At 54.2% G+C, this 25,044-nt stretch carries 28 protein-coding genes and 1 tRNA gene; 10 read left to right on the plus strand and 19 right to left on the minus strand.

Going from position 1 to position 25,044, the window contains the following annotated elements; all coding sequences use genetic code 11:
* Positions 1 to 2: 2 nt before the first annotated feature.
* From ACQG0T_RS18680 to ACQG0T_RS18690, 3 genes are read left to right on the plus strand one after another with little or no spacing between them, the layout of a single operon-like run.
* A complete protein-coding gene (locus tag ACQG0T_RS18680) occupies positions 3 to 1,406 on the plus strand; it encodes a cytochrome ubiquinol oxidase subunit I (protein WP_059295437.1) in 1,404 nt (467 codons plus the stop codon).
* Entirely contained in the window at positions 1,406 to 2,416 is a 1,011-nt protein-coding gene (gene cydB, locus ACQG0T_RS18685; protein WP_015571779.1) for a cytochrome d ubiquinol oxidase subunit II, read from the plus strand. The genes ACQG0T_RS18680 and cydB overlap by 1 nt, the downstream gene beginning before the upstream one ends.
* Before the next feature lie 8 nt (positions 2,417 to 2,424).
* Positions 2,425 to 4,050, plus strand: a complete 1,626-nt coding sequence (locus ACQG0T_RS18690) for an alpha-amylase family protein (RefSeq protein ID WP_426723860.1) — start codon at positions 2,425 to 2,427, stop codon at positions 4,048 to 4,050.
* Here the strand turns inward: ACQG0T_RS18690 and ACQG0T_RS18695 are convergent, their stop codons facing one another.
* Genes ACQG0T_RS18695 through ACQG0T_RS18710 form a run of 4 tightly spaced genes read right to left on the minus strand, consistent with a single transcriptional unit; the run spans position 4,051 to position 6,543 of the window.
* Complete coding sequence (locus tag ACQG0T_RS18695; RefSeq protein ID WP_015571781.1) at positions 4,051 to 5,037, minus strand: SDR family oxidoreductase; 987 nt, start codon at positions 5,035 to 5,037, stop codon at positions 4,051 to 4,053.
* 16 nt (positions 5,038 to 5,053) lie between these two features.
* Entirely contained in the window at positions 5,054 to 5,572 is a 519-nt protein-coding gene (locus ACQG0T_RS18700) for a 2-oxo-tetronate isomerase (RefSeq protein ID WP_017382875.1), read from the minus strand.
* A gap of 11 nt (positions 5,573 to 5,583) precedes the next feature.
* Entirely contained in the window at positions 5,584 to 6,030 is a 447-nt protein-coding gene (locus tag ACQG0T_RS18705; protein ID WP_006811854.1) for a DUF421 domain-containing protein, read from the minus strand.
* A 9-nt stretch (positions 6,031 to 6,039) separates the two neighbouring features.
* Entirely contained in the window at positions 6,040 to 6,543 is a 504-nt protein-coding gene (locus ACQG0T_RS18710) for a hypothetical protein (protein WP_015571782.1), read from the minus strand.
* Positions 6,544 to 6,682: 139 nt separating this feature from the next.
* Between ACQG0T_RS18710 and ACQG0T_RS18715 the strand changes: the two genes are divergently transcribed.
* Both ACQG0T_RS18715 and ACQG0T_RS18720 read left to right on the plus strand, forming a co-directional pair.
* A complete protein-coding gene (locus ACQG0T_RS18715) occupies positions 6,683 to 7,072 on the plus strand; it encodes a YdeI family stress tolerance OB fold protein (protein WP_003862868.1) in 390 nt (129 codons plus the stop codon).
* A 61-nt stretch (positions 7,073 to 7,133) separates the two neighbouring features.
* Positions 7,134 to 8,018, plus strand: a complete 885-nt coding sequence (locus ACQG0T_RS18720; protein WP_032649406.1) for an SDR family oxidoreductase — start codon at positions 7,134 to 7,136, stop codon at positions 8,016 to 8,018.
* Positions 8,019 to 8,120: 102 nt separating this feature from the next.
* Here ACQG0T_RS18720 and ACQG0T_RS18725 read toward each other — a convergent pair whose 3' ends face one another.
* A complete protein-coding gene (locus ACQG0T_RS18725) occupies positions 8,121 to 10,103 on the minus strand; it encodes an alkyl/aryl-sulfatase (RefSeq protein WP_040118063.1) in 1,983 nt (660 codons plus the stop codon).
* Positions 10,104 to 10,274: 171 nt separating this feature from the next.
* Here ACQG0T_RS18725 and ACQG0T_RS18730 point away from each other — a divergent pair, with 171 nt between their 5' ends.
* Entirely contained in the window at positions 10,275 to 10,673 is a 399-nt protein-coding gene (locus tag ACQG0T_RS18730) for a hypothetical protein (protein WP_039269849.1), read from the plus strand.
* Positions 10,674 to 10,732: 59 nt separating this feature from the next.
* Here the strand turns inward: ACQG0T_RS18730 and ACQG0T_RS18735 are convergent, their stop codons facing one another.
* From ACQG0T_RS18735 to ACQG0T_RS18755, 5 genes are all read right to left on the minus strand, one after another.
* Positions 10,733 to 11,344 carry an outer membrane beta-barrel protein gene (locus tag ACQG0T_RS18735; RefSeq protein WP_023295375.1) on the minus strand — a complete coding sequence of 204 codons (612 nt, stop codon included), beginning with the start codon at positions 11,342 to 11,344 and terminating at the stop codon, positions 10,733 to 10,735.
* Between the two features lie 100 nt (positions 11,345 to 11,444).
* Positions 11,445 to 12,074 carry a winged helix-turn-helix transcriptional regulator gene (locus tag ACQG0T_RS18740; protein WP_040118064.1) on the minus strand — a complete coding sequence of 210 codons (630 nt, stop codon included), beginning with the start codon at positions 12,072 to 12,074 and terminating at the stop codon, positions 11,445 to 11,447.
* A gap of 63 nt (positions 12,075 to 12,137) precedes the next feature.
* Positions 12,138 to 13,313, minus strand: a complete 1,176-nt coding sequence (locus ACQG0T_RS18745) for an OmpP1/FadL family transporter (protein WP_040118065.1) — start codon at positions 13,311 to 13,313, stop codon at positions 12,138 to 12,140.
* A 222-nt stretch (positions 13,314 to 13,535) separates the two neighbouring features.
* Positions 13,536 to 14,204, minus strand: coding sequence for an isochorismatase family protein (locus tag ACQG0T_RS18750; protein ID WP_023295377.1), 669 nt, complete (start codon positions 14,202 to 14,204; stop codon positions 13,536 to 13,538).
* A gap of 258 nt (positions 14,205 to 14,462) precedes the next feature.
* Entirely contained in the window at positions 14,463 to 14,606 is a 144-nt protein-coding gene (locus ACQG0T_RS18755) for a hypothetical protein (RefSeq protein ID WP_032654893.1), read from the minus strand.
* A gap of 374 nt (positions 14,607 to 14,980) precedes the next feature.
* Between ACQG0T_RS18755 and ACQG0T_RS18760 the strand changes: the two genes are divergently transcribed.
* The gene (locus ACQG0T_RS18760; RefSeq protein WP_072134569.1) at positions 14,981 to 15,163 is read left to right on the plus strand and encodes a hypothetical protein; all 183 of its coding nucleotides are present in this window, start codon (positions 14,981 to 14,983) and stop codon (positions 15,161 to 15,163) included.
* On the plus strand, positions 15,141 to 15,566 hold the full coding sequence (locus ACQG0T_RS18765; protein WP_017382883.1) for a hypothetical protein: 426 nt from the start codon (positions 15,141 to 15,143) through the stop codon (positions 15,564 to 15,566). Before ACQG0T_RS18760 ends, ACQG0T_RS18765 begins: the two co-directional genes overlap by 23 nt.
* Positions 15,567 to 15,817: 251 nt before the next feature.
* Here the strand turns inward: ACQG0T_RS18765 and ACQG0T_RS18770 are convergent.
* A tRNA-Gly gene (locus ACQG0T_RS18770) sits at positions 15,818 to 15,891 on the minus strand.
* Positions 15,892 to 15,971: 80 nt separating this feature from the next.
* Positions 15,972 to 16,712, minus strand: a complete 741-nt coding sequence (gene actS / locus ACQG0T_RS18775) for an amidase activator ActS (RefSeq protein ID WP_022651807.1) — start codon at positions 16,710 to 16,712, stop codon at positions 15,972 to 15,974.
* A 163-nt stretch (positions 16,713 to 16,875) separates the two neighbouring features.
* On the opposite strand from actS, the gene idi reads away from it, so the two are divergent.
* Positions 16,876 to 17,418 carry an isopentenyl-diphosphate Delta-isomerase gene (gene idi / locus ACQG0T_RS18780; protein WP_003863454.1) on the plus strand — a complete coding sequence of 181 codons (543 nt, stop codon included), beginning with the start codon at positions 16,876 to 16,878 and terminating at the stop codon, positions 17,416 to 17,418.
* A gap of 48 nt (positions 17,419 to 17,466) precedes the next feature.
* Here the strand turns inward: idi and lysS are convergent, their stop codons facing one another.
* The 5 genes from lysS to xerD all read right to left on the minus strand — a co-directional run bounded on the left by lysS (position 17,467) and on the right by xerD (position 23,560).
* Positions 17,467 to 18,984, minus strand: coding sequence for a lysine--tRNA ligase (gene lysS, locus ACQG0T_RS18785; RefSeq protein WP_003863452.1), 1,518 nt, complete (start codon positions 18,982 to 18,984; stop codon positions 17,467 to 17,469).
* Between the two features lie 9 nt (positions 18,985 to 18,993).
* Positions 18,994 to 20,092, minus strand: a protein-coding gene (gene prfB / locus ACQG0T_RS18790; RefSeq protein ID WP_096147815.1) for a peptide chain release factor 2 whose coding sequence is annotated in 2 segments (ribosomal slippage) — positions 18,994 to 20,016 and positions 20,018 to 20,092 — 1,098 coding nt in all. Because the reading frame shifts where the segments join, the coding sequence is not laid out codon by codon here.
* A gap of 90 nt (positions 20,093 to 20,182) precedes the next feature.
* A complete protein-coding gene (gene recJ, locus ACQG0T_RS18795) occupies positions 20,183 to 21,916 on the minus strand; it encodes a single-stranded-DNA-specific exonuclease RecJ (protein ID WP_032649421.1) in 1,734 nt (577 codons plus the stop codon).
* A 5-nt stretch (positions 21,917 to 21,921) separates the two neighbouring features.
* Positions 21,922 to 22,635, minus strand: coding sequence for a bifunctional protein-disulfide isomerase/oxidoreductase DsbC (gene dsbC, locus ACQG0T_RS18800; RefSeq protein ID WP_003863443.1), 714 nt, complete (start codon positions 22,633 to 22,635; stop codon positions 21,922 to 21,924).
* 28 nt (positions 22,636 to 22,663) lie between these two features.
* A complete protein-coding gene (xerD, locus tag ACQG0T_RS18805) occupies positions 22,664 to 23,560 on the minus strand; it encodes a site-specific tyrosine recombinase XerD (RefSeq protein ID WP_003863442.1) in 897 nt (298 codons plus the stop codon).
* A 101-nt stretch (positions 23,561 to 23,661) separates the two neighbouring features.
* On the opposite strand from xerD, the gene fldB reads away from it, so the two are divergent.
* On the plus strand, positions 23,662 to 24,183 hold the full coding sequence (gene fldB, locus ACQG0T_RS18810; RefSeq protein WP_015571793.1) for a flavodoxin FldB: 522 nt from the start codon (positions 23,662 to 23,664) through the stop codon (positions 24,181 to 24,183).
* A gap of 1 nt (position 24,184) precedes the next feature.
* Here the strand turns inward: fldB and ACQG0T_RS18815 are convergent, their stop codons facing one another.
* Both ACQG0T_RS18815 and sdhE read right to left on the minus strand, forming a co-directional pair.
* Positions 24,185 to 24,595, minus strand: a complete 411-nt coding sequence (locus ACQG0T_RS18815; RefSeq protein WP_017382887.1) for a protein YgfX — start codon at positions 24,593 to 24,595, stop codon at positions 24,185 to 24,187.
* Positions 24,576 to 24,842 (minus strand): FAD assembly factor SdhE, encoded by a 267-nt coding sequence (sdhE, locus tag ACQG0T_RS18820; RefSeq protein WP_003863437.1) that lies wholly within the window; start codon positions 24,840 to 24,842, stop codon positions 24,576 to 24,578. Before sdhE ends, ACQG0T_RS18815 begins: the two co-directional genes overlap by 20 nt.
* Positions 24,843 to 25,044 lie beyond the last annotated feature (202 nt).

Below are 25,044 nucleotides of genomic sequence, written 5' to 3' on the forward strand. Positions count from 1 at the left end.
GCATGTTCGAGCTTGATGCGTTTCATCTGGCCAGGATACAGTTCGCCTTTACCGTCTCTTTTCATATTCTCTTCCCGGCGATCACCATCGGGCTTGCGAGCTATCTGGTGGTTCTCGAAGGCATGTGGCTTCGCACCAAAAATGATGTCTGGCGCTCGCTATACCATTTCTGGCTGAAAATTTTCGCCGTCAACTTTGGTATGGGAGTGGTTTCCGGGCTGGTCATGGCTTACCAGTTTGGGACTAACTGGAGCGGCTTTTCCCAGTTCGCAGGCAGCATAACCGGCCCTCTGCTCACCTATGAAGTCTTAACCGCCTTCTTCCTGGAAGCTGGTTTCTTAGGCGTGATGCTGTTCGGCTGGAACAAGGTCGGCCCCGGCCTGCACTTCTTTGCCACCTGCATGGTGGCGCTGGGCACGCTGATGTCCACCTTCTGGATCCTCGCCTCTAACAGCTGGATGCACACCCCGCAGGGCTTCAGTATTCAGAACGGTCAGGTCATTCCCGAAGACTGGCTGGCCATTATCTTTAACCCCTCATTCCCTTACCGCCTGATCCATATGTCCATCGCCGCCTTCCTGTGCAGCGCCTTGTTTGTGGGCGCATCCGGGGCATGGCATCTGCTGCGCGGTAACGATACGCCCGCTATTCGCACAATGTTCTCCATGTCCATGTGGATGGCGCTGCTGGTCGCGCCCATTCAGGCCGTGGTTGGGGATATGCACGGCCTGAATACGCTTGAGCACCAGCCTGCCAAAATCGCCGCGATTGAAGGCCACTGGGAAAACCCGCCCGGCGAGGCCACCCCGCTGCTGTTGTTTGGCGTACCGGATATGGAAGAGGAGCGCACCAAATACGGGCTTGAAATTCCCGCGCTCGGCAGCCTGATCCTGACGCACAGCCTGGATAAACAGGTCCCTGCGCTGAAGGATTTCCCGAAAGAGGACCGCCCTAACTCGCTCATCGTCTTCTGGTCCTTCCGCATTATGGTCGGCATGGGGCTGCTGATGATTACCCTTGGCGTGCTGAGCGTCTGGCTGCGCTATCGCCGTCGACTCTATCACTCGCGGCCATTCCACTGGTTTGCCCTCTGTATGGGGCCTGCCGGACTGCTCGCGCTGCTCGCCGGGTGGGTCACCACCGAAGTGGGCCGCCAGCCGTGGGTCGTTTACGGCTATCTGCGCACGATAGATGCGGTGTCTCTGCACAGCACGTTGCAGATGAGCATCAGCCTGCTGGCCTTTATCGTGGTCTACTGTTCGGTGTTTGGCGTGGGTTATGTGTATCTCGCCCGGTTGATTAAGAAAGGTCCGCAGCCTGTGGGCACGCTAACGTCTAATACGTCGGGCACCCCTGCCCGTCCGCTGTCCGCCGCCGAGTCTGTTCCGGAAGAGGAGAAGATCTGATGGGCGTCGATATCCCGGTCATCTGGTTTGCCATTATTGTCTTCGCCACGCTGATGTACATCATCATGGACGGTTTCGATCTCGGTATCGGCATGCTGTTCAGCTTTGTGGGCGATGCCAAAGAGCGCGACGTGATGGTGAACAGCGTCGCCCCGGTCTGGGACGGAAATGAAACCTGGCTGGTCCTCGGCGGCGCAGGGTTGTTCGGCGCGTTTCCGCTGGCCTACGCGGTAATAATCGATGCCCTGACCATCCCGCTGACGGCCATGCTGATCGGGCTTATTTTCCGCGGCGTGGCGTTTGAGTTTCGCTTTAAGGCGACCCCTTCCCACCGCAAATTCTGGGACTACTCCTTTGCCGGCGGTTCCCTGCTGGCAACCTTCAGCCAGGGGATCGTGGTTGGCGCGATGATCAACGGCTTTGACGTGGAAGGGCGTCGCTTTGTGGGCTCCTCGCTGGACTGGTTCACCCCGTTTAACCTGTTCTGCGGGCTGGGCTTAATTGTCGCCTATACCCTGCTGGCTACTACGTGGCTGATCATGAAAAGCGAAGGCGCGCTGCAAAACCGGATGCGCGAGCTGACTCGCCACGTTCTGCTGGCGCTGATCGCCGTTATTGCGGTGGTAAGTATCTGGACCCCGCTCGGCTGGCAGTTTGTCGCCGAGCGCTGGTTTACTCTGCCCAACTTCTTCTGGTTCCTGCCGGTTCCGGTTCTGGTGGCGGTATTCAGCCTGTGGATCTGGCGGCTGACGCGCAATCCCGACAGCCATGCCCGTCCGTTCCTGTTAACGCTGGGCCTGATCTTCCTCGGCTTTAGCGGCCTGGGTATCAGCCTGTGGCCACACATTATTCCGCCGCACATCACCCTGTGGGAAGCCGCCGCGCCGCCTGCCAGCCAGCTGTTTATGCTGATTGGTACGCTGTTAATCATCCCGGTGATCCTGGTTTATACCGCCTGGAGCTACTACGTCTTCCGGGGCAAAGTGTCTGATACCGAAGGTTATCATTAAGGATTGCTATGGCAGGCTGGCATACACGCGCCATTATTTACCAGATTGATACCGCCCTGTTTTACGATCTTAACGGCGATGGCTGTGGCGACATCGCCGGAATCACCGCGAAGCTGCGCTACATCCGCCGGATGGGCGCGACGGTTATCTGGATCACCCCGTTTTACCTCACGCCTTTTCTCGATGAAGGCTATGACGTGAGCGACCATTTGCAGGTCGATCCCCGCTTCGGCAAGCTCAACGATATCATCGCCTTTATTGAACAGGCGCGGGAGCTGGGGATGCAGGTCATTATTGAGCTGCTGATCCAGCATACCTCGGATGCGCATCCCTGGTTTCAACAGGCCCGCCGCAACCCCCAGTCACCCTACCGTGACTATTACCTGTGGTCCGACACCGACAACGACGATACGCCGCCGATGTTCCCCGGCGTGGAGAAGAGCATCTGGACATGGGACGACGAGGCGGAGCAATACTACCGGCATATGTTTTATCACCACGAGCCGGATCTCAATCTGGCCTCCCCTGCGGTGCTAAAGGAGATTGAGAACATCATCATCTTCTGGCTAAAGCTCGGGGTGTCGGGCTTTCGCCTGGATGCGGCATCGCACCTGACAAAACAGGCCGGACGTGGGGATGAAAAACGCGGCCTGTGGATCCTGGAACATCTGCGCCGTCTTATCGGGCAGCGTAACCCGGACGCGATCCTGCTCGGCGAAGTCGACGTGGAGGTCGAGGCCTACAAAGATTATTTTGGTCAGAACGACCGGCTCAACCTGGTGCTGAATTTCTGGCTCAATAAGTACTTTTACGTCAGCCTGGCAGAGAAGAGCGCACGACCGCTGCGCAACGCGGTGAAGAAGATGATTGTGCCGCCGGACTCCTGCTGCTTCGCCAACTGGCTGCGCAATCATGATGAGCTGGATCTGGAAGGGATAGGAAAAAAAGCGAAGCAGACCGTCATCGATACCTTTGCCCCTGATGAAGAGATGAGTGTGTATCAGCGAGGTATCCGCCGCCGTCTGGCGCCGATGCTTAATGGCGATCGAAAGCGGCTGGCCTTTTGCCATGCGGTCTTGTTTTCGCTACCGGGCGTACCGGTCATGCGCTACGGGGATGAGATTGGCATGGGGGATGATTTGGATCTGGAGGAGCGTTACGCCGTACGCACCCCGATGCAGTGGGCCGGATCGCAAGGCGGCGGTTTCTCAGATGCCGACCCGGAAACTTTTGTCGCCCCGATGATTGACCACGGCCCGTACCGCTATCAAAAAATCAACGTGGCGGATTCGCTGTTGCACCGCAACTCACTCCTGCACTGCATTATCGATATCGCCAATACGCGCTCGGAGTTCCCTGAGATCGGCGTCGCGCCGTTTCGTCTTATTAATATCGACAGCGATGCGGTACTGGGGATCTATTACGAAACCGACACGCGCAGCATTCTGACCTTCGTTAACTTCAGCGATAAGCCCGTTAATTTTACCGCCAGAGGGATCCGGCATGCGACCTGGACCGCCTGCCTGGCGGACAAACGCTACGACGACGCGCTGGTGTGCGGCAAAACCGTCGCGCTTAACCTCAGCGGCTATGGCTACCGCTGGTTCTGGACCGATCATACCGCACTGCGCTGATTATCGTCTCCGCGAGAGCAGCAGACGGGCCACGATCGCGCCCGTGACGGCAAGGGAGCCGAGCAGCACTTTCCCCGGCATGCCGGAGGTGACGCTGATAGCGCGCTCTTTTGCTTCGTCGGTGAAGTGCCCGTGGATTTTATGCAGGTCGTTAACCGGCTGATCCAGATAGTCCTGACGGTCATCCGCATTTAACGTATCGGTCATCTGCCCTTCCCAGGCCTTTTTAACCATCAGCCGATCCAGAAAGCCGGGGAAAAGAAATTGCCCGACAATCGACTGGACGGTGCTGCTGCCCACCCACAGTTCCCGCACCGGTTTCTGCGCCACCTTAAAAATAGCGCTGGCAGCTACTTCCGGCTGAAAAACGGGAGGAACCGGGCGCATCGCCCAGGCAAATTTATTCCTCGCCCACTCGAACTGCGGCGTATTGAGGCCCGGCATCTGTACCATTGCGATCTGCACCCGGCTGTTTTCATGCATCAGTTCGGTGCGCACGGCATCGGTAAATCCGCGGATTGCGGCTTTCGCCCCGCAGTAGGCTGACTGCAAGGGAATGGAACGGTAGGCCAGCGCGGAGCCAACCTGAATAATCGTTCCGCGATCGCGTGGGGTCATTAACTCCAGCGCGGCGCGGGTGCCGTTAACATAGCCCAGATAGGTCACCTCGGTGACGCGGCGAAACTCCTCCGGGGACATGGTGCGAAACGGCGCCAGCATCCCGCCCATAGCGTTATTCACCCAGACATCGATGGCCCCAAGCCGGTATTCAATCTCGTTAGCAGCATCGGTCACCGCCTTGCTGTCGGCCACGTCGGCCTGAACGGCACGGGCGTTGATCCCAAAACGGCGCAACTCCTCTTCTGTGGAGCGCAGGCTCTGCTCGTCGCGGGCAATGATGCCCACATCGTAGCCCGCTTTGGCAAAGTGCAGCGCCGTGGCTTTCCCCACGCCCGCCGTACCGCCGGTAATAACGATCACAGCCATAGCCTTTCCCCTTGTTTCAGACGTTATCCCAGCCGGAGAGTATTTCGATCAGTTCAGACAGGGAATAACGCACCGCTTTATCCACCACATCCTGACATTCACCGGAAAACAGCACGGTGCGGGTTTCCGTCTTTCCGCGAATATTCCAGCCGAAGCAGACCGTACCGGCTGCGGTGCCATCGTCTCCGCCTTCCGGTCCCGCATAGCCGCTGATGGCAAGGCCGATATCCGCCTCGGCAATTTCGCGAATTTTAGCGGCCATCTCGGTCACCGTTTGTTCACTGACGGCGGTGAAGCGCTCAATGGTTTCGTGCCGCACGCCGAGGATCCTCTCCTTCGCCGCATCGCTGAACACCACCATGCCAACGTCATAAAATTCCGCCGTGTTCTCTTCGGCACAAAGCGCAACCGCGAGATTGCCGCCGGTACAGGACTCTGCGGTGGTTAACCGCAAACCTCTGTCCGTAAGCTGAGTGGCGAGCTTTTTCGTCAGCTCGCTGATGGTGCTGTTGCTGTCGTGAATAAGGTTGCTCATCGCGTTGCCCCTTAATTTTCGTCAGGAATAATAGAAATATGACCATTACGCTCAAGAATAGCGTATTTAATCTCCTTCAATTCTGTAATACCGTGATTCTGGCGGGCTGATACCAATATGTCATCACAGGATACATCGACCTTTTTCAGTTTATCGGCAAGGGGAACACCGTTCTCCACCAATATCACCGGCGTGCCATCAAGAATATTCTCAACAGTGGAAAAATATTTTTTCAGTAGGCCAAAAATAATATCCACAACCACCAGCGTCGTTATTGTAATCATTGCTCCGGTGACGGAGAAATCTTCGCCAAGCAGCGCCTGTTGTGTCGCCTCGCTGATAATTAAGAGCAAAATAAGGTCAAAACTGGTCATTTGTAGCAGAGCGCGTCGCCCGGCAACTTTAAACACAATGACCAGAAACAGGTAAATTGCCAGGGCACGAAAAACCATGTCCATATTCGACTCCTAGGGGTAAATAAACTGCCAGAAATGGATATCTGGCTCGTTGTTTACGCGGATACTGTTTGTCCACTTCCCTGCTTTTGAAGGCGTGATGAATAACAAAACGGTAAATTTATCGGTCTGTTGTAAACGATCGTAGACGAGAAACAGGGTATTCCCCCGGCTGTACATGCTGTCCGGCTGTGGCCAGACGCTGCCGGGCTCATATGCGTCGCTGCTTTCGCTGGTCATGCTGAGGGTATATTTCCCCTCAGACGTCACCGGAAACGTCAGTGCCATCCGCGATTCGGTCTGGCGGCGACCGAAGCGCTCATAGCTCAGGGTCAGGGATTTTGCTTCGTTTGTTTTCTCCACGTCGCTGACCGCGCCGCTGGAAAACAGGCCGGCTATCGCGGCCACGATAATAGCTAACAGCACAATAAAACCCACCTGGCGAAATGCATACTCAAACGTCAGTAAACGGCTACTCTCTTTTATCCCAGGCACTTTTTCATTTTTTGGTTCCATGGCTGTGGTCACCGTTTCGCTTAATTGCCGAAATTTATGATTTTCCTGTGCAAATGCTTTTAAGACTTATCACATTTGCCACATAAAGGAATAGCAACAATACTTAATAAGTCAAGACATCCAAAATGAAGGATATCAGATGAAATTATCAGTGATTTCAGCCTTGTTAATATTAATTATCCCTACTGCATGGGCAGATAATAACGGCGGGTTACAAAAGGGTGACGCGCCGCCACCGCCGCATGCGCTGGACAGCGGTTATCGTGGTACCGATGATGCGCGCATTATGACCATTACTCAGGCGAAAGAGATGCATGATGGTGCCTCTATTTCATTGCGCGGCAATCTTATTGATGGCAATGGCGATAAATACGTATTCCAGGATAAAACCGGGAAAATCGACGTTATTATCCCGAAAGCCGTATTTGACGACAGAACCGTGGAACCTGACAACATGATCAGTATTAGCGGCTCGCTCGATAAAAAATCATCCCCACCCGTAGTGCGGGTCAGCCACTTGCAAAAATAATTCAGCGAAGCGTTAACGCTGTAACTATCCATCAAATCTCACCCCTAACAAGGAGTTAGCTATGAGTGATAATGAACAACGTACGAACGCTTACCCAACGCCACCTTTCCCGGAGCAGCCCCAGACGCCACCGGGTCTGGCCTCTGAGATGGAACCCGTACCCGACCACGGCGAGAAGAGCTACAAAGGGCATGGTCGTCTTGCCGGTAAGAAGGCGCTAATTACCGGGGGCGATTCCGGCATAGGACGCGCGGTAGCCATTGCCTATGCCCGCGAAGGGGCAGATGTCGCGATTAACTATTTGCCGGAAGAGGAAGAAGACGCAGCGGAAGTCATCGCCCTGATTAAAGCGGAAGGACGGAATGCCGTCGCGCTTCCGGGCGATGTGCGGGACGAAACTTTTTGTCAGAACCTGGTGGAGCAGGCCGTCTCAAAACTGGGCGGGCTGGATATCCTGGTGAATAACGCAGGCCGCCAGCAGTACCGTGAATCGCTGGAAGAACTGACCACGGAAGATTTTGACGCGACCTTTAAGACCAACGTCTATGCGCCTTTCTGGATCACAAAGGCGGCGTTGCGCCATATGAAAGCCCCTGCTTCCATCATTAACACCTCCTCCGTTCAGGCGGTTAAACCGAGCGCCGTACTGCTTGACTATGCGCAGACCAAAGCCTGTCTCGCGGTGTTCACTAAAGCGCTGGCGAAACAGCTGGGACCGAAGGGGATCCGCGTGAACGCGGTAGCGCCGGGACCTTACTGGACCGTGCTTCAGCCCAGCGGTGGGCAGCCACAGGAAAAAGTGAAACATTTTGGCGAGAGTACCCCTCTGGGACGCCCGGGACAGCCCGTGGAGATCGCACCGCTGTATGTCACCCTGGCCTCGGATGAGTGTTCATACACCTCCGGGCAGGTGTGGTGTTCAGACGGCGGGGATGGCGTCATCTAGCGCTCAAGGCGCGCAGAGTGTAGGCCGGGTAAGGCGAAGCTGCCACCCGGCAAATTGTTGCAGGCGAAAGCTAAAGGGCTGCGAAAGCAGCCTTTTTTACGTTTAAGGGGTGACGACAGGAAACCAGAAGCTGAAGCTCTCCATACAGCGCAGCATTTCGTTTACCTTCGCGGCATTGCCGACGATCGTCACCTCTCCTGCCTGTTGCGCCTTTTTCAACGTGGTCTCTTTGAGGATGATTTTATTCAGCGTTTCGCGGCTGAGCGTGATGGTTGCATCCGGATCTTCTGCCTGAGCGTTGGCGATATGGTTCAGCACGCCATTCTCCAGCTCCAGCTTGTACCTGCCGCCCTCGCGACCCAGATCAACGTTAAAAATCCCTCTGGCATTCGCAGCTCTGACGCCGTTAAGGTGAACGCCGAAGTAGTCAAAAATCATCTCAGTCGACATGGCACGAACCGCATCCGGGCTGGCGGTATTGGGCGTCGGCATCCTCTTCACGCCGTTACGCAACGCCTGCGCACCGGTGAGGTAGGCGTTACGCCAGGGTCCTGACTCGGCCTGGTATCCCAGCTGTTCAACCGCGTCCGCTTCCAGTTCGCGCGCCGCCTTATTATTTGGATCGGCAAAAACGACTTTACTCACTACCTGCGCCACCCAGCGGTAATTTCCCCGGGCATAATCAACCCGGGCTTTTTCAAGGATCGCGCGGGCTCCGCCCATGTAATCGACATATTTTTTCGCTGCCTCGACCGGAGGCAGTTCATTGAGCGTCGCCGGATTTCCGTCGAACCAGCCAAGATAGTAGACATAGGTGGCTTTGACATTGTTACTTACCGAGCCGTAATAGCCACGGCCTGCCCAGGATTTTGCCAGCCCGTAAGGCAGGGCGAAATTAGCGGCTATCTCATCCCTCGTCAGCCCTTTATTCGCCAGCCTCAGCGTCTGGTCGTTGATATAGCGGTAGATATCACGCTGGCTTTTCATCAGCTTCACCACTTTCTTATTACCCCATGTGGGCCAGTGGTGCTGCGCGATAATAATTTCCGCTTTATCCCCCCAACGATCGAGGGCGTTATTGATGTATTTTGACCATGCCAGCGGATCGTGTATCTTCGCCCCGCGCAGCGAGTAAGTATTGTGCAGGGTGTGAGTGACGTTCTCTGCTGCTTCAATCAGCTTTTTCTCTTCCACATACCAGAGCATTTCAGACGGCGCTTCCGACCCCGGCGCCAGCATAAAATCATAGGTGAGACCGTCGATGATCTCTTTCTGCCCGTCTTCGGTAATGGCGTGAGTGGGCGCGATAAGCGTGACCGTCCCGGCTGAGGTGGTCGTCCCCAGACCCGCCCCTACCTGACCTTTTACATTGGCCTTTAACAGGTTTCCGTAGATATAACTGGCACGGCGGCTCATGGCATTTCCGGCCATGATATTTTCCGATACCGCCTCTTCCATAAAACCTGCTGGAGCATAGACTTTCACTTTGCCGGTTATCACTCCCGCTTCATCGACTACGCCACGCACGCCGCCATAATGATCGACATGACTATGGGTATAAATAACGGCAACAACCGGGCGTTTGCCACGATGTTGAACGTAAAGATCCATGCCCGCTTTGGCCGTTTCCGCAGACACCAGCGGATCGATAACCGTGATCCCCTCTTTGCCCTCTATAATCGTCATATTCGACAGATCGAGGTTACGGATCTGGTAGACGCCTTCCGTGACCTCAAACAGACCGCCAATATTATTCAGCTGCGCCTGACGCCACAGGCTCGGGTTGACGGTATCCGGCGCTTTTTGCCCTTCTTTGATAAAAGCGTATTTCTGGGGGTTCCAGATAACGGCGCCTTTTTCGCCTTTAATCACCGCGGGTGGCAGCGGGGCAATAAAGCCTTTGTGCGCATTTCGGAAATCGGTCTTATCAAAGAAGGGCAGTTGACCATAAAGTGCATCATTCATCTCTTTCGTATGGGCAGTGGCTCCCTTCCCTTCCTTTTGTGCCAGGACAGGCAATGAGGTCAACGACACTAATAGCAGACCAGCAACGGCCATCGCACTAACGAGAGTTTTAAATTTCATACTTCCTCGAGGAGTTATATTCACGCTGGCGGTATATGGGGGGAAAGGAGGCTATCACCAGGCTTATCTTTAACCTATGGAAATAACGTTTATAAATAAATTAGTTTATTCTTTCGTCGCTGCGTCCTTAAGGGATAATGCTGAGTCCAGTTATTTCCCCGGAGTGATTCGATGAAGAGCCTGCCGTTCTTTTTCGCTGTATTAACCATCAGCACATTATCAGCCTGTAGTTCTCCCCAACCAGACAATGTTGAAAAAATTAATCATCTGCAAATTCCACTGGTGTTGCCGGGGGAAAAACCGCCGCAGGCACAGATATCGCATATCGCGTCTCTTTATCAGGAAAATAAACAGCAGATCGAGACCTTAACGCGCAGCGTAAAATCACAGTATCTACAGGACACCACCGCAAAAGAAATTTTTGTTGCGGACAGTGACGTTCAACGCGTCTATGCCTCGCTGACCAAACTGGAACAGTTAGATATGGTTAATCAGCAATACCTGAAAGATAATAATGTCACGGGCCTGCAAAATATTCATATCATTCTTGAACCGTTATTCACCAGCTGAAAATAAAAAACCCGGCAACATAAGCAGCCGGGTTTTTATTAATGGGCATATCACGGGCATCAGTCGTACTGACCAAAGCGATAGCTAAGCCCTGCGGTGACGGAACTCAGGTCGCTGCTCACGCCGATCTGGTTAACATTGCCCACGTTGCTTACCCACTGATATTCCAGGCGGCCCGCCCAGTTTTTATTGAAAGCGTATTCAGTACCCACGGCTGCAAGCGGGCGCACACCGGTTTCAAAACGATTGTGACCACTTACATCGGATTCAGCGCGATAGCCCATTGCGCCGGCACGGCCGTAAATATCCCAGTCACTGGTCAGGGCATAACTGGCCTTCAGAGACATTTGCAGCCCCTGCGTCTTCATTTGCGCCCCGGCGCCATGCTGACCTTTAATCTGCATGTTACCTAAATAATCATAACCACCTTCTACCGCAAGCCATGGGGTAATCTGATAACCCGTATAAACACCCCCGCCGACATTATCATGGTTAAAATCGAAGTGATCGGAATGCGTGTTCTCAAACGCTTTTGAACCCATATTGGTATCAAAATAGTGAGACCAGCCGAATTTCGCCCCGCTATACCAGGTGCCCGCATCAGCGGCGGCGAACGCGGAAGTGGCGGTAAATGCATTAGCCATAATCAATGCGATAACTGTCTTTTTCATAAATATACCGTTTACTTGATAATGTTAAATCTGAGAAAGCAAACGATATAGAAAATTAACGGTAGCGTTAATTGCATTTCTGTTTAATTTTAAACTTCCGCTAGAATGACTCGGGTAAATGTCTGACCTCAAGCAGATATCCACCGCGCTTAAAGGCGATATATTCCCCCTGCTTAAGGGCAGATAATACATTGAGTATACTGCTGCGAGAGAGCAGCGTACGATCCTGGATATATTCCAGAATCGTGGTACGCAAACGCGTCTCTTCCGGGAGCAAAATCATTTCCTGAAGGTGGTTACGAATAACGGAATAGGTACGCTGCTGGAGTACCTGGGCATCACGGAATATTAAATAGGCCGTATGGTATGAGAGCAGCGCGGCGACATCCTCCCAGACGCCCTCGGCACGAAACAACTTAGCCGCCTTGTCCGCATCGAGACGTAAAATAGTCGACTCTCTTTCAGCACGGAGAAGGTGCCCCTGCGTAGGCTGGATCATCTCTGCAATACCAAACAAATGCGGCTCGTAAACGGTCACTACCACCAGTCCATCCGAAGCCCGCAGCAGGGACAGCTCTCCTTCCAGAAAGAGGTACATCTGCTGTTTCCCCTTCCGTAACCAGGTGAGTCGCTTACGCGGAACAACGTGCACTTTCTCCGCTATCGGCTCAAGGATGGCGGTCAGTCTTTCGATGGATTTTTCGGGTCGAACAGGCGGTAAAATATGCATGGTACAACCTTCTGACATTCAATATCTGCCATTATAGACCATATATTTTAAGCGGTTAGCCGATCAAAACTGATAGCTGTAGTTGACGCTGGCAAACCAAAGATAAGGATGATCGTAACTTCCGGCAAACGCCGTCGGGGATTTCACATGCGACGACTGCATATGAAGATACGACACGGCAATACCAATATTGCTGGCCGGGGTGATCTGATACTGGGCTCCCGTGCCAAATCGCCACTCATCCCCGGTGGGTAAAGTTAAGGCCACATCACTCTGACTCTCATACGGCGAGCTGTCGAACGCCACACCGATATTCAGTCGCCACTGAGGTGTTGGACGATACTGCACGCCCACCGCGCCGTGCCACGTATCCTTCAGGCGGCTGACGTTGTTCAGTTGCCGATCCCCAACGACGATTTGCGGGGCACCGAACTGGCTCCAGTCCTGCCAGCCGAGATCGCCCATAACCGACCACCGAGGGTTAATATCATGCACAAGACTGAGCATGATTTGCTGCGGCGCGCTGATTTGTGCCGACACCGGGAGGTCGTAGGTGCCGTTCTGTAGACGCGCGTTGCCGTCAATATTGAAGCTGTAGTCCGTTTCGCTGTTCCAGGTAATACCGGCTCGGGTCTGGTCAGTTAGCTGCATCAGCAGCCCAAGCCGATAGCTCATGGCTAGGTCTTCATCGCGTCGCCGGTAGTCATCATCGTTAACGCTGCGAGTCAGCGAGAAGTAACCGTAGTTAACGTTGGCGGACGCGCCAATCGAAAGACGGTCGTTAAGCTTATAGGCCAGCGAGGGGCTGAGCGTCATTGCGACCATAGTACTCTTTTTAATTAGCCTGTCGCCCGCCCAGCTGCCATAGTCGATCCCCAGACCGTAATTACCGTAAAGCCCGATCCCGGCATAAAGATCATCGTTTATCTTCTGGCTATAAAAGGCGCTGGCATTCGGGATGGTTTTCATCACGTCGCCGGGGCTTTGATGGGCATCGTTATCCAGCTGGTTATCGATGGAGCCATCCATAACCTGTAACCCACCGGTGACCATATGATCCGGCAGGCGCGTCATGCCAGCAGGGTTGGTCATGATTGTCGAGGCGTCCTGCGCACGAGCCGCCTGCCCTGCTCCGGCAAGCGCGGTATCTTCGGTGCCGGCTTCATAAAAATAGAGGGCGCTGGCATGGGCACTGGAGGCGGCAAATAAGCCCGCGCACAGGAGGAGTCGTGTTTTCATCTGCGATCCGGGAAATAAAAAATTTGCCGACAGATATAACAGGGGCGCCTGATGACGTAAAAAGGAAGAGGGTTTAATTTTAAATTATGCGTGGTTCAGCCCCTCTTAATATCTCTGACAATTCAGCGACGTCCGGAATACGACGCCGCTACGTCCTGCACCTGTAATACGCTCAGGTACAGGACGATAAAATCCAGGAATTTTGGTCAGGTTTATCCGGCCTTACTTATAATGCTCCAGATTGGTTTCCGGGCCCGTTCTGGCAATTTCCTGAGCTTTGCCGAAACTTTCAATCAGGCACTTATATTCCGGACAGACATGCTCTGCCAGGATCTCAGCAAAGCGAGAACCTTCCGCGCGGTTCCAGGTTCTCATTAATTCAGCGACAATGGCAAACGTATCGGTAGGGATCGCCCCCGCCTGAGCCACGCGCGCGATGGTGGTATCGGTCGCGATTTTGGACCAGTTCCCCGAGGCATCCACAACACAGTAAACCTTATACCCCTCCTGGACAGCGCTAACCGCAGGGAACGCCATGCAGACGCTGGTGAGCGTGCCGGCAATAATCAGGGTCTTTCTGCCCGTCTTTTCCACTTCCTTCACAAACGCCGGATTATCCCAGGTATTAATCTGCCCGGTGCGTGGAACATACACGGCATGGGGTGCATATTTGTGAATTTCCGGGATGAGCGGGCCATTGGGACCGTCAGGAACAGAGGCCGTGGTGATCACCGGGATATTTAAAAGCGTGGCAACTTTGGCTATCGCTGTCACATAATTACGAAGGTCTGGTACAGGCACATCACGTACCGTGTTGAATAAGCCACTCTGATGGTCGATGAGTAAAATTACAGCGTCATCAGTATCAATCATACCGTTTGTAGCAGCCATATTTCTTTCCTCATGATTTCTTTTACATTGCCGTCAACTCTCCCGGCTCCGCGATTTTACATGCACATGGTCAGGGTATAATGCATTGATAAATCATAATGAATAGTAGTCCGATCCGGTCTGAATACCGCATCATTTCAGGACAATTTCTGGCACGGTACGCTGAGCCATCGACGCTGACGGAAGCCCTCGTGAGGAGAAGAAATCTTTACAATGCCGTTACGCGGCCATTCGTATTCGTTCGGCTGAAGGCAAGCGTTACTCACTACTGGGATCGCCCTTATCCTCCCGCATGGATTCGATAAACTCCCGTTGCTCCTCTGTGAGTTCAAGCTCATTCAGCAAGCGATCTAACTCTTCTTCAGGTGATTCCTTTTGGTTCTTTCTCTTCCCGGTAGCCATACTCACCCTTGAGTTATTAGGATTAATCTCAGGGTATCCAGGGTGCAGGAAATGTGCAACTTAGCGTGTTATGCCGACAACCGATCATAACAATGAACGAAAGGGGGAAGCAGGTACGCCAGTACAGGAAAGACTGATAGGGGTATTCCTGTTCCGGCGATGAAAGATAGCCAATTGAAAGCCTTGCCAGATTACATACGGGCTTTGCAATAATCGAGAGGGTGCAATGCCTACCTTCCCTTTAATTTAACTTAACTCAAATTTAATCACATTTAAATTAATGATTTTGTTAGATTTAATCGTTTATTGCCCTCTCACATATAGGTACACTTTCTCTATGGTTTTTTTTATAACAGCATGAGGAAAAAGTGAAAATGGCTATTCCAGCTTACCTATGGCTTAAAGATGACGGTGGCGCAGGATGGGCGCAAAGCCGCGCAGGAACAACGGATCCGGCTTTTGGTGATTGGTTTGGCTCAACGCCTTACGGTGATGATCCTAACGACCAGTACTGGATAAGAGCGGGTATCGACTATGCAAAACGCACAGGTTTTTAAGAAGCGGTATCTACTTCTGATCCTGTTGGCTGTTGTCGCCTATGGGATATACAACTTGCTGCACTTCTCACCACTTGAGCAAGTGATTATTAAGAAGGCGAAAGTTAACAATCTGGCTAATCTTTACATCACAGAAGCGAGTGCAGGAGCCACCACAGGCTTTTCCTACCGTTTCTATCTCTATGATGTAACCAAAGATGATAAAGCGTTTATGGCGAGTCTGGAGAACGATCACCAGCCTTTCATGATCACCACGGACAAAGATGCATTGAAGAAGGTCGAGAATAATGCGATCTACCTTTCCGTGAAGGGAACCATTTACACCTTTCACAGCCCTGCGGATTATCTGGCAGGTGGCTCGATCTACTCCGTCCCTGTCTATTTAACCGCATCACCATACTAAAAACATAGCCAGCTGCCACGCTGGCTCTTTCTCTTCTGGTTTTAGACAACAGAAACCATTAAGCCCCTTAGAGGTTAGAAGACAAGCGAAGCACAGCGATTTCATAAGACTGTCAGAGGGTTACCTGCATTTCGTGTGCAGGGAGGACGTCAATGCTCTACAGGACATAACGCCTAAACAAGTTAGTCAGCGCTACTGAGCAACCTACTGAAATAAAGAAAGTTTTTGAACGGTTCTACTTGGGGAAATTCTGGAGCGGGCGAAGGGAATCGAACCCTCGTATAGAGCTTGGGAAGCTCTCGTTCTACCATTGAACTACGCCCGCTTTGAGGTGCGTAAGGCATTATAGACCTTACGCCTCTTCATACAAGCCTTTACTCCACTAAGTGGCGATTAAATAATCACTTAGCACTTCGGCTTACTGCCCTGCGCCGGAAGATAACGCTGCGGATCGATGGCCGTGGCCTTATAGCGGATCTGGAAGTGCAGCTTAACCGTATCCGTCCCGGTACTGCCCATGGTCGCAATCTTCTGCCCCGCCTTCACGTTCTGGCCGTTATTGACCAGCATCGTGTCGTTATGCGCATACGCCGTAATGTAGTCCTCACCATGCTTAATCATGATCAGGTTACCGTATCCACGAAGCTGGTTACCGACATAGACCACCTTCCCGGCCCCTGAAGCGTAAACCGGTGTGCCGCGTGCGGCAGCGATATCAATACCTTTATTGCCACCTTCCGAGAGCGAGTACGGCGCAACCACTTTTCCGCTTGCAGGCCAGATCCAGCAGCGCTGACCGACCGGCGGCCAGGATGATTTAGGCACCTGATAGGATGGCGTGACTTTGGCTGTTTTACGCGTTGAGGACTTTTTCCCTGAGGAGGAACCGCCGTTAACCTTGAGCTTCTGCCCTACCTCAATAGTATACGGTGGAGAGATATTATTCAGGCGCGCCAGCTCCTTCACGCTGGTTCCCGTGGCGCGTGAGATGCGGTAGAGCGTGTCCCCGCGCTTAACGGTATAGACTGCACCGGAATAACTGCCCATATCCGAAGATTTACTCCCCGAGCATCCTGCTACAAGTAGCGTCAGCGTCAGGCAGAAAACGGCAATGATCGGGTTTCTCGTCAGGCTTCCTGCAAACAAAACAGCTCCTCGGTCAGCGTGAATGGCGCACTATGATAGCAGCCCAAACTGATGCGGGTCATGCCCTTTTCCGCTCTGTGGGCCAAACCGTTCGCATAAGAATGCAGTATAATAATTCCGCTGATGGTGCTGAACCATTAAGCATTTTGGCACTGGAGCATCAATGAGTATTCAAGAACACGTTATTTTGGTAAATGACCAGGGAAAGGTGATTGGCACTCAGGAGAAGTACGCCGCGCACACGTCACACACCCCGCTACACCTGGCCTTCTCTTCATGGCTGTTTAACGCTAATGGAGAATGTCTGATCACCCGGCGCGCATTAAGTAAAAAAGCCTGGCCCGGCGTATGGACCAACTCCGTTTGCGGTCATCCACAGGCCGACGAAGCGACAGAGCAGGCGATTATCCGCCGCTGTCGCTTTGAAGTCGGCGCCGAAATCACAGACATCACCCCCATTGCCCCGGAGTTCCGCTACCGTGAAGCCGACCCGTCAGGGATCGTTGAAAACGAAATCTGCCCGGTCTATGCCGCCCGCGTAACGAATACCCTCGCAATCAATGACGATGAAGTGATGGAGTATCAGTGGGTGGAGCTGGACGCGCTATTCCGCGCGCTGGACGCCACACCGTGGGCATTTAGCCCGTGGATGGTGCAGGAAGCGAACACCGCGCGTGAAAAACTCAGCGCCTTCGCGGCGCAATAAAAAAGCCCCGGCGATAAACGCACGGGGCTTTTTTTACCTCTTAACGGCTTATTTCACCGGACGCATCGCCGGGAACAGGATCACGTCGCGGATGGTGTGGCTGTTGGTGAACAGCATCACCATACGGTCGATACCAATACCCAGGCCAGCCGTCGGCGGCAGACCGTGCTCCAGCGCGGTCACGTAGTCTTCGTCGAAGAACATCGCTTCGTCGTCGCCTGCCGCTTTCGCGTTAACCTGATCCTGGAAGCGCTGCGCCTGATCTTCTGCATCGTTCAGCTCGCTAAAGCCGTTACCGATTTCGCGGCCACCGATGAAGAATTCGAAGCGGTCAGTGATTTCCGGGTTCTCGTCATTACGACGCGCCAGGGGAGACACCTCCGCCGGGTATTCAGTGATGAAGGTCGGCTGAATCAGATGCGCTTCGGCCACTTCTTCGAAGATCTCGGTCACGATACGACCCAGGCCCCAGCTCTTCTCAACCTTAATACCGATGCTTTCAGCGATCGCTTTCGCAGAGTCGAAGTTATCCAGATCCGCCATGTTGGTTTCCGGACGGTATTTCTTGATCGCTTCGCGCATGGTCAGTTTTTCGAACGGCTTGCCGAAGTCGAACACCTCTTCACCGTAAGGCACCTGGGTGGTGCCCAGAATGTCCTGCGCCAGGGTGCGGAACAGGGATTCGGTCAGCTCGATCAGATCTTTGTAATCCGCATACGCCATATAGAGTTCCATCATGGTGAACTCTGGGTTATGACGTACGGAGATACCTTCGTTACGGAAGTTACGGTTGATCTCAAACACACGGTCGAAACCGCCGACCACCAGACGCTTCAGATACAGTTCCGGCGCGATACGCAGGTACATGTCCAGGTCCAGGGCGTTGTGATGGGTGATGAACGGACGGGCGGAGGCACCGCCTGGGATCACCTGCATCATCGGGGTTTCTACTTCCATAAAGTCGCGGTTAACCATGAACTGGCGAATACCGGCCATGATCTGGGAGCGAATTTTGAAGGTCTTACGGGATTCATCGTTAGAGATGAGATCCAGGTAACGCTGACGATAGCGCGCTTCCTGATCCTGCAAACCGTGGAACTTGTCCGGCAGCGGGCGCAGGGCTTTGGTCAGCAGACGCAGTTCGGTGCAGTGGATAGACAGTTCACCGGTCTTGGTTTTGAACAGTTTACCTTTAGCGCCCAGGATATCGCCGAGGTCCCACTTTTTGAACTGCTCGTTGTAGATGCCTTCCGGCAGGTCGTCACGAGAGACGTACAGCTGAATGCGGCCGCCAACGTCCTGTAAGGTCACGAAGGACGCTTTACCCATGATACGACGGGTCATCATGCGGCCCGCCACGGACACTTCAACGTTCAGCGCTTCCAGCTCTTCGTTCTCTTTACCGTCGAAGTCTGCGTGCAGTTGGTCTGAGGTATGGTCACGACGAAAATCGTTCGGGAACGGCACGCCCTGCTCGCGCAGCGCTGCCAGCTTCTCGCGGCGGGTTTTCAGTTCGTTGTTAAGATCGACTACCGCGTCAGCGCCCTGTGCTTGTTGTTCAGACATGTTGGTTCCTCATAACCCTGCTTTCAAACTTGCTTCGATAAATTGGTCCAGGCTGCCGTCCAGCACCGCCTGCGTGTTGCGGGTTTCAACCCCGGTACGCAGGTCTTTGATGCGGGAGTCATCAAGGACGTAAGAACGGATCTGGCTGCCCCAGCCGATATCGGACTTGTTGTCTTCCATCGCCTGCTTCTCAGCATTTTTCTTCTGCATCTCCAGCTCATAAAGCTTCGCTTTCATCTGCTTCATGGCCTGGTCTTTGTTCTTATGCTGGGAACGGTCGTTCTGGCACTGTGTTACCAGCCCGGTTGGAATGTGGGTAATACGCACCGCAGATTCCGTACGGTTAACGTGCTGACCACCCGCGCCGGATGCGCGGTAAACGTCGATACGCAGGTCCGCCGGGTTGATGTCGATATCGATATCTTCATCCACTTCCGGGTAGACAAACGCGGAGCTGAAGGAGGTGTGACGACGGCCGCCGGAATCGAACGGGCTCTTACGCACCAGGCGGTGAACGCCGGTTTCAGTACGCAGCCAGCCGTAGGCGTAATCGCCAATAATCTTGATGGTAACGGATTTGATACCCGCCACTTCACCTTCGGACTCTTCGATAATCTCGGTTTTGAAACCGCGCGCTTCCGCCCAGCGCAGGTACATGCGCATCAGCATGCTCGCCCAGTCCTGCGCTTCGGTACCGCCAGAACCTGCCTGAATATCGAGATAGCAGTCAGCGCTATCGTATTCGCCGGAGAACATGCGACGGAATTCCAGCTGCGCCAGCTTCTCTTCCAGCACGTCGAGCTCTGCCACGGCTTCGTTAAAGGTTTCTTCGTCGTCGGCTTCGACAGCCAGCTCCAGCAGCCCAGAAACATCTTCCAGACCCTGCGCCATTTGATCCAGCGTATCTACGATGGCTTCGAGGGAGGAACGCTCTTTACCCAGCGCCTGAGCGCGCTCAGGTTCGTTCCAGACGTCCGGCTGTTCCAGCTCGGCGTTTACTTCTTCGAGACGCTCTTTCTTGGCATCGTAGTCAAAGATACCCCCTAAGAACGTCAGAGCGCTCCGTGAGGTCCTGAATGCGGTTTTTTACCGGATTAATTTCAAACATGGTCTGTTTTCTTTTATGAGCTTGTCAAAATGCGGTGATAAGAGCGGGATTGTACCGAATCCACGCCCTTTTTTATAGAGATTACTGACGCTAAATTGGCCAGATATTGTCGATGATGATCTGAAGGGAGCGGTTACCGCGGAACTCGTTAATATCCAGCTTATAGGCCAGCTCAACCTCGCGCACGCCGTTGTCCGGCCAGATGGAGGTATCAACGTTAAAGGCGATGCCATCGAGCAGCGGTCCGCCGCCGACCGGTTCCACCATCACTTTGAGATGGCGTTCGCCCACGATGCGCTGTTGCAGCAAACGAAAACGTCCGTCGAAAAGCGGTTCCGGGAACATCTGCCCCCACGGGCCGGCATCGCGCAGCATCTGCGCCACCTCCATGGTCATTTCAGCCGGTGAAAGCTCACCGTCAGAAACCACTTCACCCTGCAACAGAGCCGGATCGATCCACTCGGTGACCAGTTCGCCAAACAGACGCTGGAATTCGTCGAACTTCGCCTCTTCCAGCGACAGGCCTGCCGCCATCGCGTGACCGCCGAACTTAATCATCAGGTTCGGATGCAGCGTATCCAGACGCTCCAGCGCATCGCGCATATGCAGACCCTGAATGGAACGACCGGAGCCTTTCAGCGTGCCGTCCCCGGCGGGGGCGAACGCGATCACCGGGCGGTGGAAACGCTCTTTAATGCGCGACGCCAGAATGCCCACCACGCCCTGGTGCCATTCGGGGTGATACATCGCCAGCCCGCCCGGCAGGGTATCGCCGCTGCGCTCCAGCTTTTCGCACAGGGTCAGCGCTTCGGCCTGCATGCCCTGCTCAATCTCTTTACGGGTCTGGTTGAGTGCGTCCAGCTCACTGGCCAGCACGCGCGCTTCGCCGATGTTGTCGCACAGCAGCAGCGCAACGCCAACCGACATATCATCCAGCCGCCCCGCCGCGTTCAGGCGCGGGCCGAGGGCAAAGCCTAAATCGCTTGCCGCAAGCTTCAGCGGATCGCGGTTGGCAATTTCCAGCAGCGCCTTAATCCCCGGACGGCATTTACCTGCCCGAATGCGGCTTAAGCCCTGCCAGGTGAGAATACGGTTATTGGTATCGAGCGGCACCACGTCCGCCACGGTTCCCAGCGCCACCAGATCGAGATACTCCGCGAGGTTCGGCACGGCAATCCCGCGCGATTCGAACCAGCCCTTATCTCGCAGCAACGTGCGTAACGCCAGCATCAGATAAAACGCCACCCCTACTCCGGCCAGCGATTTCGACGGGAAATCGCAGTCGCGCAGGTTCGGGTTAATGATGGCTTCGGCGGCAGGCAGAGTTTCGCCTGGCAGGTGGTGATCGGTGACCAGTACCGGGATCCCCAGCGCATGGGCATGATCGACCCCCGCATGAGAAGAGATCCCGTTATCCACGGTCATGATCATCTGTGCGCCACGGGCGTGGGCCTGATCGACCACTTCCGGGCTGAGGCCGTAGCCGTCTTCAAACCGGTTCGGCACCAGGTAAGTCACGTTATCACAGCCCAGCGCACGCAGGCTGAGCACGCTCAACGCGGTACTGGTTGCGCCGTCGGCATCGAAATCGCCCACCACGACAATCCGCGTGCCTTCCCGGAACGCGTCGTAGAGCATTTCAGTCGCTTTTTCGATGCCATTCAGCGCTTGCCAGGGCAGCATGCCTTTGACGCTGCGCTCAAGATCGCTTGCCGTACGCACGCCACGGCTGGCGTACAGCCGCTTTAACAGCAGCGGAAGCGTGTCTGGTAAATCCGCGGTTTCACCCGCATCGCGGCGGCGCAGTTTTATCGGGGCTTTCACGCGAATTATTTACCACCCATCTGTTTCTGGTGCTCGTCGAGGAACGCCTTCATCTCTTTTGGCCCCTGGTAGCCCGGCACCACGTAGCCGTTACTCAGCACAATGGCTGGCGTACCGCTCACGCCAAACTGTACGCCCAGCGCGTAGTGGTTAGCGATGTCGATATCGCAGGACGCGGGCTTCACGCCTTTGCCGTTCATCGCGTCATCAAAGGCCTTGTTGCGGTCTTTCGCACACCAGATCGCTTTCATATCCTGCTCAGGCTGGCTCTGCACGCCGGCGCGTGGGAAAGCCAGGTAACGCACGGTAATGCCCAGCGCGTTGTAGTCTTTCATCTCTTCATGCAGCTTGTGGCAGTAGCCGCAGGTGATGTCGGTGAAGACGGTAATAACGTGCTTTTCCTGCGCCGCTTTGTAGACAATCATCTCTTTTTCGAGCGCGTTCAGGTTTTTCATCAGCAGCTGGTTGGTGACGTTCACCGGCTGCGCGCCGCTCACGTCGTACATAGGCCCCTGAATGATGTGCTTGCCGTCTTCGGTCACGTACAGCACGCCGCTGTTGGTCAGCACCGTTTTCATGCCAGCCACTGGCGCTGGCTGGATCTCGCTGCTGGCGACGCCGAGTTTCGTCAGAGACTGTTTAATGGCGGCATCGTCCGCATGGGCAAAACCGGAAACCGAAGCTGCCAGCAGGGTGAACAGCGCTAAAGACTTTTTCATATTTGTTCCTGTAACAATTCGTCGGCACTCACGCGCGAGGGTGGTGCTGTTGGTGTAGCTGCCGCAGGCGTTCCGTCGCGACATGGGTGTATATTTGCGTCGTTGAAAGATCGCTGTGTCCAAGCAACATCTGCACCACGCGTAAATCAGCGCCGTGGTTTAACAGATGCGTCGCGAAGGCGTGACGCAAAACGTGCGGCGACAGCTTCTCACTGTCAATACCCGCCAGTGTGGCGTAATGTTTAATGCGATGCCAGAACGTTTGTCGCGTCATCTGCTGCGCGCGCTGGCTCGGGAACAATACATCTATGGAGACGCCGTTCAGCAGCCACGGACGCCCGTGTTCCAGATACGTCTCCAGCCAGTAGACCGCCTCTTCACCCAGCGGCACCAGCCGTTCTTTGTTCCCTTTACCGATAACGCGCACCACGCCCTGACGCAGGCTGATATCGCTCATCGTCAGGCCCACCAGCTCGGAAACGCGCAAGCCCGTGGCATACAATAGTTCAAGCATGGCTTTATCGCGTAACTCCAGCGGAAGGTCAACTGCGGGCGACTGTAATAATCTCTCAACTTGTGCTTCGCTGAGATCTTTTGGCAGCCGCTGAGGCAGTTTAGGCGATGCCAGCAGTGCGCTGGGGTCATCCGCGCGGATCTTCTCGCGGTACAGGTGCTGGAAGAGGCGGCGCATGGCGCTCAGCAGACGTGCAGAGCTGGTGGCTTTGTACCCCCCTTCCATCCGCTCAGCCAGTAACCCTTGCAGGTCATCGCTTTGCGCGCTTTCAAGCGTCAGCCCACGATGTGCCAGCCACTCGACCAGCAGCGTGAGATCCCGACGATAGGCGCTGAGCGTATTTTCAGCGAGGTTTTTCTCCAGCCACAGCGCGTCGAGAAACTGTTCGATGAGTGCGAGATCCTTTTCCACATCAGCCCCTTTGGTTCTGCAATCTGGCCATTATGCCTGATTGCCATCGGTTTCTGGTACACTACGCGCAAAGTCATAGCAAGAATTGAGATAGTTACGCGATGAATATTGGTCTGTTCTATGGTTCCAGCACCTGCTACACCGAAATGGCGGCGGAGAAAATTCGTGACATCATTGGCCCGGAACTGGTGACGTTGCATAACCTGAAAGATGACGCGGTCGCCTTGATGGAGCAGTACGATGTGCTGATTCTGGGTATCCCTACCTGGGACTTTGGTGAGATTCAGGAAGACTGGGAAGCTATCTGGGATCAGCTCGATTCAGTCAATTTTGAAGGCAAAATCATTGCGATGTACGGCATGGGCGACCAGCTGGGCTACGGGGAGTGGTTCCTTGATGCACTCGGCATGCTGCACGACAAACTGGCGCCAAAGGGCGCGACCTTTATCGGCTACTGGCCTACGGAAGGCTATGAGTTCACCAGTCAAAAACCGATTATTGCCGACGGCCAGCTGTTTGTCGGGCTCGCGCTGGATGAAACCAACCAGTACGATCTTAGCGACGAGCGCCTCCAGAGCTGGTGCGAGCAGATTCTGGGTGAGATGGCCGAGCAGTTCAGCTGATTTACTCCTGCGTCGGCTGTTGCACGATCAACCGGCGCAGATCTCGCCACTCCGCGGGATCCATACTGTCTGCGGCCAGCCACAGGTGCTGGCGACGGTTATCCTCGACCCGACGCAGCCGTAGCATCATCCCGGTATTAAGCATCCACGGCGTCCCCATCATCTCCCACTCTTTTCCCTGCCAGCGCAGGCGAGAATCCATCAGCAGCTTAATTTCACCCTGACGGGCGTTGATTCGACGCTGGCTGCGCACGCTGTCAAACACCACAAACGACAGCAATAGCAACCACAGAGGGGTATAGCTAAGCGGCCACGGCACCAATAACACCAGTGCCGCCACCAGCCCGTGGAGCAGTAAGGACATCCACTGTGAGCGCCACGAGACGCGAAGATCAGATTGCCACAGGACCACGTTCCTGATTCCGTGTTTGAATTAATTGCACCATCCGTTGCAACTCGGTGTCGGCGGGCTTGCCGTGATTCATCAGCCAGTTGAATAAATCCGGATCGTCAGACTCAAGCAGACGGACAAACAGGCGCTTATCGTCATCGCTTAAGCTGTCGTACTCATACTCGAAGAAAGGCATGATGGAGATATCAAGTTCACGCATGCCGCGACGGCACGCCCAGTGAATACGGGCCTTGTTGTTAATATCCATGTTCTGTTTCCTGCATTACGTTTGGCACAGTCGGTATCCCGTTTGGTATTCATTATTGCTCTCCGGGAACACCTGCTAGTGTAACGTGTTTTTGACCGTTTCTTTACTGGAATATTGCGAACCTCGAGCAGGCTCCCTGAATAATCCTTATAAAGACAGCGGATTACACTATTTTGCGTAGCGCCACGCATAACCGCGTAAT

Source organism: Enterobacter cloacae complex sp. 302F9, assembly GCF_050030335.1.
Lineage (GTDB): Bacteria > Pseudomonadota > Gammaproteobacteria > Enterobacterales > Enterobacteriaceae > Enterobacter > Enterobacter hormaechei_C.